Origin of the sequence: Burkholderia sp. HAN2018 (genome assembly GCF_024704855.1) — a bacterium.
In the GTDB taxonomy this organism is placed as follows: Bacteria; Pseudomonadota; Gammaproteobacteria; order Burkholderiales; family Burkholderiaceae; genus Burkholderia; species Burkholderia cepacia.
In genome coordinates this window covers 1-6,590 of sequence record NZ_QOBB01000317.1, presented here as the reverse complement: position 1 = coordinate 6,590, position 6,590 = coordinate 1, and the positions used below count along the sequence as shown (strand labels likewise).

The window sequence follows — 6,590 nt, the reverse complement described above, 5'->3', positions numbered from 1 at the left end:
GTTCAGCGCGGCCGCCGCCACGCCCGCGCGGCGGCGGTCGACCGTCCCGAGCGCCGGCGACGTCGCGGCCGGCGAGATGAATCCCGATGCAAAGCCGATCGCGAGCATCGGCGCGACGGCGAGCCATGCCGGTGTCGCCGCACCGATGCCCGTCATGCCGAGCGCGCCGGCCGCGTAGAGCGCGAACGCGGCGCACATCGAGCCGCGCGCACCGAAGCGTGCCACGAGCCTGCCCGAGCACAGTCCGCCGAGCGCGACCATCGCCGTCATCGGCAGGAACGCGAGCCCGGTGTCGAGCGGGCTCGCGCCGCGGATCTGCCGATAGAACAGGCTGAGGACGAACAGCAAGCCGTAGAACACGAACGCCGATGCCATCGACACGAACGTCGATCCGGCGAACAGCCGGTTGCGGAAGAACGCGAGCGGCAGCATCGGTTCGCGGCGCCGCGCTTCGATCGCGATGAACGCGATCCACGCGACGGCGCTCGTTGCCGCGCCGCCGACGATCGGCGCCGAGCGCCAGCCGAGCGACGGGCCTTCGATCAGCGTGCCGATCAGCGTGGCGATCGCGACGATGGCCGCGGCCTGGCCGCCCCAGTCGAAATGTCGCGACGCGTCGCCGGCGGCGCGCGTGACCGTGCGGGCGAGCCAGATGCCGGCAAGCCCGAGCGGCAGGTTCACGAAGAAGAGGCTGCGCCACCCGGACAGGTGGATCAGCAGGCCGCCGATCAGCGGGCCCGACGCCATCGCGATGCCGCCGCAGCCCATCCACAGGCTGATTGCCGATGCGCGCGCGGCCGGCTCGGGGAACGCGCGGTTGAGCAGCGCGAGCGAGCAGGGCACCAGCATCGCGCTGCCGACACCTTGCAGCGCGCGGGCGATCGCGAGCGCCGGGAGGCTCGGCGCGATGCCGCATAGCGCGGATGCGGCGACGAAGATCGCGAGCCCCGCGACATAGACGGTGCGATCGCCCAGCCGGTCGCCGAGCGTGCCGCCCGTCATCAGCAGGCTCGCGAACGCGAGCGTGTACGCATTCACGATCCACTGCAGGCCGGCTATGCGGCTGCCGAACGTGTGGGCGATATCGGTGAGCGCGACGTTGACGATGGACGCGTCGAGCAGCACGAGCGTGTAGCTCACGCAGGTCGCGGCGAGCACGCGGCGGGCCGTGGCCCGGTTCGGTGCGGCGGCCGTCATGCGTGGTCGGGTGCCGGCGCGGCGGCCCGCAGCGCGAGAAAGCCGACCCATCCCCAGTACACGCGATGATGCGCGATCAGCCCGTCGCGCAGGTCCATCACTTCGACGAGATCGACCTGATCGCCTTCCGGCGTCGCGCGCGGATATTCCCACGTGAGCTGGCGGCCGTTCGAGAAGAACAGCCCGGTGCGGTACCAGCGCCCGAGCCGGCTGCCCGGATTGCGCAGGCCGGCCGCGAAGAACGCGCCGATCGCGGCCTTGCCGTGCAGCACGCCTGAGCCGTGATCGGGCAGCGTGACGACGATCAGCGGCGTTTCGAGCACCGCGTCGTCGGTATATAGCGCCATCAGCGCATCGACGTCGCGTGCGACGACGGCCGCGTGCCAGCCTTCGTAAATGTGCCGGGCATCGGCATCGGGGTGTGTCATGGCGGGTTCCGGAAGTGTCGATAATGGAACCCACTGTATGAGCGCGCCGTCGCGGGACGTTTCACGTCGACCCGAAACGTGGATGCCGCCGCGGCGAAGGCGGCGCTTTCCGGCCGATTTCCGGCCGTTATCCGGCCGTTATCCGGCCAGCGCGTCGAGATTCAGCACGTACGACTTCCCGATCCACACTGCGCAGTCGCGATGGTCGCGCAGTTCGTCGCCCGTATTCGGATGCAGGAAGATATCCAGCGCGCCGTGGTTCAGCACGAGCCACGGCACGATTTCGTCGAAGCGCGTGGTGTCGAACGCGATCTGGTACGACCACGCCGGGTGCGGGCCGACAAGGCGTTCGTGAAAGCGGCCGAGTTCGATGACCGCGCCGAACCGTTCGTCGACGATCTGGCGAAACGCCCACGCGGCGTCGCGGCTGGCCGCATCGAAATAGACGTGCGCATGCCAACTGTGGATGGCGGTGGTGTCGAGGGCAGCCATGGAAGGACTCGATAAAAATGGGAATGCATGAGGTGCCGTGCGAAACGGCCGATGCGTGATTATCGCGCGTCCTTGCTGCGCACGTCGTGTCGCTATCCGGCAATCCGGATGCGATGCTTGTCCTGAATCACGAGAACCGTTTGATCCGGCAAGGCCGCGGTTCGAGATATCCGCGGGTATCCGCACGCGCGATATCACGCCGGAAGCCTTGCCGGAAGGTGCGCCCGCTGCGATCGCATCAGCAACACGTCATTTCGGAAATTGAAAAAGCGCTGTGTGCACGGCTTCGGATCGTCTGAACAAATGCGATCAGGGCATTGAATGAAATAAGGAAATTCCGATTGAGAGGGATTCGCGCATGACGTGGTTCGCGCACCGAATTCCGAAGCCGAAAATATCAATTGCGGAATCGGCTATTCAAGCGGCATGCAGCGCGACATACGATGCTTTCAACGCATCGTCGAACACGATCGATGCGGGGACAACCACCTGGAGGCCACTATGCGATCCCTCGTTCCCGTTGCCGTACTTTCCTGCGCACTCGTTGCGCTGCCCGCCGTCAGCTTTGCGCAGTCGGCCGTTTCCGACGGGGCATCGAATGCCTCGCTGTCGAGCTGGTCGGCGGCGCGTGCCGAAACCAACGCGCAACTGATGCAGATGACGCGCGCAGGTTATCGCGCGACGTCGGCCGGCAACCAGAACTATCCGCTCGCGATGCAGCGTGCGCTCGAACGTGTCCGCAATCCGGTGCCGGACCGGTCGCGCGAAGAGCGGGCCGAGATGGAGGCGCGCGCCGCACGCGACGCGCAGGGCGGCCATCCGGTCAAGGCGTTCTTCGTGAAGACCGCGTACTACCTGAAGGGCGAGAACACGTTCTGATGCAGGAGACGAGCATGGCTTGCCCGATCCGATTTGCCTGCGTCGTGCGCGCGCCGGCGCTGCGCCGGCTGCCGGTCGCGCGAGCGTCGCAGCAGCGGGACGATGCGCGTGGCGCGCGACGTCGTGCGAAACACCGCCGCCTTGCGCACCGTGATGCCGTTGCGTGCCGTACCGCATGGCCGGCCGTCGCGGCGAGCGATGCGCCCGCAAGCGGGAGCCCGTCATGAAGGGCTCCCGGAAGCACCGCCGCCACGTGCCGCTGACCCGCGAGTGGTTGCTGCCGCTGCCGCCGGTGCATGCGCGCGACATCTCGCTGAAATGCCACATGGCGCTGGTCGCGCTGCGTGGCGGGCATGGCAACGAGGCGCTGCTGATGCGGTTGCGCACGAGCGTCTACCTGGTGTTCCTGGCGCTCGACGATGCGGTGTGCGCGGATGCCGACATCGACCTGTGCGTCGACGCCGAGCGTGCGCTCGACGCGGGCGTGGCACGCGCGGCGCAAGGCGGCGCATGGACGTTGCACGACGACGAATGCGCGGTGCTCGAGCATGTGCTCGCGGCGAACGACACGTGCGTCACGACGCTCACGCGGCGTCGGCTGGCCGAGCTGTGGGAGCACGTCTGCGCGTTCGCGTCGAGCGGCCAGCCGGCGCTCGTCGCGGGCGCGGCGGAGAAGATGCGGGTGCACGCGGCCGAATCGCTGGCCGCGTAGCGTCGCACCGGTTTTGCCGGGAGTCTGGAGGAGACAGGGCCGGCCGCACCGGCACGGCCGCCGTCAATCGCCGAAGCAGCGATTGCACGGCTGTCGCGGCCTGTCGTGGCCATACGGTGACGGCGGAACGCGACTCGACACCTCGGCCCAAAACAAAAGCGCCACGGAGCAGGCTCCGTGGCGCTTCTTTTTTCCCGCCGGCGCGGAGGGCAAGTCCCCGCGTGGCGAAACGCGCTTAGGCGGCGGCTGCCGGCTTCGCCGGCTTCTGCAGCTTGCCCTTGCCGGCGCGCTGGATTTCCTCGAGCTTGATCTCGACGTGGCGCGAGAACACGTACTCGGCCGGACGCTGCTTGTCGATCGGAATGTCCGGTGCGAACGGGCCGTCGGTCTTGATGCCCTTGCGGCTCACGGCGAACGCCTTCAGCGGATGCGCCATCGTGTCCATCACGGCGGTCGCCTCGAAGCCGCAGTGGACCATGCAGTCCGCGCACTTCTCGTAGTTGCCGACGCCGTAGTTGTCCCAGTTCGTGTCTTCCATCAGTTCCTTGAAGGTCTTCACGTAACCTTCGCCGACCAGGTAGCACGGCTTCTGCCAGCCGAACACCGTACGCGCCGGGTTGCCCCACGGCGTGCACTTGTACGTCTGGTTGCCGGCCAGGAAGTCGAGGAACAGCGACGACTGGCTGAACGACCAGCGCTTGCCGCCTTCGCCGCGTTTCAGGATCTCGCGGAACAGGTTCTTCGTCTTGTCGCGGTTCAGGAAGTGCTGCTGATCCGGTGCGCGCTCGTATGCGTAGCCCGGCGACACGGTGATGCCGTCGACGCCGATCGGCTTGAGCGTATCGAAGAACTTCGCGACGCGCTCGGGGATCGCATCGTTGAACAGCGTGCAGTTGATGTTCACGCGGAAGCCGCGGCGCTTCGCTTCCTTGATCGCCGCGACCGCCTTGTCGTACACGCCTTCCTGCGACACCGAGTGGTCGTGCATCTGCGCGTCGCCGTCGAGGTGGACCGACCAGACGAAGTACGGGCTCGGCTGGTAGTCGTCCATCTTCTTTTCCATCAGCAGCGCGTTCGTGCAGAGGTAGACGAACTTCTTGCGCTTCATGATGCCGCGGACGATTTCCGGCATTTCCTTGTGCAGCAGCGGCTCGCCGCCGGCGATCGACACGATGGGTGCGCCGCACTCGTCGACCGCTTCCAGGCATTCCTGGACGGACAGGCGCTGGTTCAGGATGGGATCCGGGTAATCGATCTTGCCGCAGCCGTTGCAAGCGAGGTTGCAGCGGAACAGCGGCTCGAGCATCAGCGCGAGCGGATAGCGTTTGTTGCCGGACAGGTGTTGGCGCGTGATGTACGCGCCGACGCGGACTTGCTGGAGCAGCGGAATAGACAAGAGATGTCCTCCTTAAACTTCGCGGGCGACAGCTTGCGTGAGCTTCGCCGGCAACTTGAATTCGACTTTTTCTTCACGGCCCGCCATCGTCGTGACGTCGACGGGGCCCAGCGCGCGCAACGCGCCGATTACATCTTCGACCATTTCCTCGGGCGCGGACGCCCCGGCGGTCAGGCCGACGGTCGTCGCATTCGCGAACCATTCGGCCTTGACTTCCGAACCGTCGGCGACGAGGTAGCTCGGCACACCGCTTTCGGTGCCGATCTCGCGCAGGCGGTTCGAGTTCGAGCTGTTCGTCGCACCGACCACGAGCAGTACGTCGACCTGTTCGCTCAGTTCGCGCACGGCAGCCTGGCGATTCTGCGTGGCATAGCAGATGTCGCGCGTGTCCGGGCCGACGATGTCGGTGAACCGGCGCTGCAGCGCTTCGATGATGCCGCGCGTATCGTCGACCGACAGCGTGGTCTGCGTGATGTACGCGACCGGCGTGTCGACGGGCAGCGTCAGCGTATCGACTTCCGCTTCGCTTTGCACGAGGATCACCTCGGCCGGAATCTGGCCGATCGTACCCTCGACTTCCGGGTGGCCCGCATGGCCGATCAGGATCAGCCGGCGGCCCGCCGCGACGTACTGGCGGCCTTGCACGTGCACTTTCGTGACGAGCGGGCAGGTGGCGTCGAGCACGTCGAGCCCGCGCGTTTCCGCATCGCGCTCGACCGTCTGGGCGACACCATGCGCGCTGAAGATCGCGACAGCGCCGTGGGGCACCTCGTCGAGCTCCTCAACGAATCGCGCCCCTTTATCACGCAGGTTTTCGACGACATGCCGGTTATGCACGATCTCATGACGCACATAGACCGGCGCACCGTGCTGTTGCAGCGCGCGGTCGACGATCTCGATCGCACGGACAACTCCCGCACAAAAGCCGCGGGGCTGGGCAAGGATGACTCGCATAAGTGAGCGAACTCCGACGACAGACGCCGGGGTTCGAGGAGCTGGCACTCGCTCGCTCGCCCCGGCTTGATGTTATGAAGGCAGGAACGAACCGGCCGGCCAGGCCCCGGAACCCCGAATTAATCGCGCATTTTAACTCTATCGGGCCGTCCTTGCTTTGGTGCTGTGTCTGCCGTGTTGCATTTGCGGGAGAGCCGCGTCGGCGCTGGCGCGTGCGGAACCCAGTAAACTATGCGGTTTCGCGGGCAGCCGCTCCGGCTGCCCGGCGTCGCGCTCATTTCAAGGCCATTCGATGACCGTCGATTCTTACGCGTATTACCCGGCCGCCCGTGCCGTTTCGGGCGTTTTGTTCCCGACCCCCATTGATTTTGCCGAACCCGGCGCCCGGCAGGAGGCGCGCCGATGATGCTGGTTCTCGCTTTCCTGGTGTCCGGGCTGTCGCTGATCATCTGGATCGTGCTGCTCGTCGCGCGCGGCGGTTTCTGGCGCGCGGTGCCCGCGCGGCCGCTGCCGCCTGAAGCGCGCGGCGCCG

Annotated in this window: 7 protein-coding genes and 1 pseudogene; 3 read left to right on the top strand and 5 right to left on the bottom strand. The window is 66.7% G+C overall.

Annotation, left to right across the window (positions count from 1 at the left end):
* From DPV74_RS37900 to DPV74_RS37890, 3 genes are all read right to left on the bottom strand, one after another.
* Positions 1-1,197, bottom strand: a 1,197-nt coding sequence (locus DPV74_RS37900) for an MFS transporter (RefSeq protein WP_119339050.1), incomplete at its 3' end; no start/stop codon positions are given.
* The gene (locus DPV74_RS37895; RefSeq protein ID WP_119339049.1) at positions 1,194-1,625 is read right to left on the bottom strand and encodes a nuclear transport factor 2 family protein; all 432 of its coding nucleotides are present in this window, start codon (positions 1,623-1,625) and stop codon (positions 1,194-1,196) included. The genes DPV74_RS37900 and DPV74_RS37895, both read right to left, overlap by 4 nt.
* A 138-nt stretch (positions 1,626-1,763) precedes the next feature.
* The gene (locus tag DPV74_RS37890; protein ID WP_060315778.1) at positions 1,764-2,117 is read right to left on the bottom strand and encodes a DOPA 4,5-dioxygenase family protein; all 354 of its coding nucleotides are present in this window, start codon (positions 2,115-2,117) and stop codon (positions 1,764-1,766) included.
* Between the two features lie 501 nt (positions 2,118-2,618).
* Between DPV74_RS37890 and DPV74_RS37885 the strand changes: the two genes are divergently transcribed.
* Together DPV74_RS37885 and DPV74_RS37880 are read left to right on the top strand one after the other, a co-directional pair.
* Positions 2,619-2,996, top strand: a complete 378-nt coding sequence (locus DPV74_RS37885; protein ID WP_027790307.1) for a hypothetical protein — start codon at positions 2,619-2,621, stop codon at positions 2,994-2,996.
* Positions 2,997-3,219: 223 nt separating this feature from the next.
* Positions 3,220-3,708: a hypothetical protein gene (locus tag DPV74_RS37880; protein WP_119339048.1), complete on the top strand. Its 489-nt coding sequence runs from the start codon at positions 3,220-3,222 to the stop codon at positions 3,706-3,708.
* 235 nt (positions 3,709-3,943) lie between these two features.
* Here DPV74_RS37880 and hpnH read toward each other — a convergent pair whose 3' ends face one another.
* Positions 3,944-5,104: an adenosyl-hopene transferase HpnH gene (gene hpnH / locus DPV74_RS37875; RefSeq protein WP_021158681.1), complete on the bottom strand. Its 1,161-nt coding sequence runs from the start codon at positions 5,102-5,104 to the stop codon at positions 3,944-3,946.
* Between the two features lie 12 nt (positions 5,105-5,116).
* Complete coding sequence (gene ispH, locus DPV74_RS37870) at positions 5,117-6,058, bottom strand: 4-hydroxy-3-methylbut-2-enyl diphosphate reductase (protein ID WP_059688065.1); 942 nt, start codon at positions 6,056-6,058, stop codon at positions 5,117-5,119.
* A gap of 402 nt (positions 6,059-6,460) precedes the next feature.
* Here ispH and DPV74_RS37865 point away from each other — a divergent pair.
* Positions 6,461-6,590, top strand: a pseudogene (locus tag DPV74_RS37865) (glycosyl transferase family 2); the annotation flags it as partial.

Coding starts and splice junctions, on each gene's coding strand:
- DPV74_RS37895 (WP_119339049.1), bottom strand. CDS start 1,625: ATGACACACCCCGATGCCGATGCCCGGCACATTTACGAAGGCTGGCAC.
- DPV74_RS37890 (WP_060315778.1), bottom strand. CDS start 2,117: ATGGCTGCCCTCGACACCACCGCCATCCACAGTTGGCATGCGCACGTC.
- DPV74_RS37885 (WP_027790307.1), top strand. CDS start 2,619: ATGCGATCCCTCGTTCCCGTTGCCGTACTTTCCTGCGCACTCGTTGCG.
- DPV74_RS37880 (WP_119339048.1), top strand. CDS start 3,220: ATGAAGGGCTCCCGGAAGCACCGCCGCCACGTGCCGCTGACCCGCGAG.
- ispH (WP_059688065.1), bottom strand. CDS start 6,058: ATGCGAGTCATCCTTGCCCAGCCCCGCGGCTTTTGTGCGGGAGTTGTC.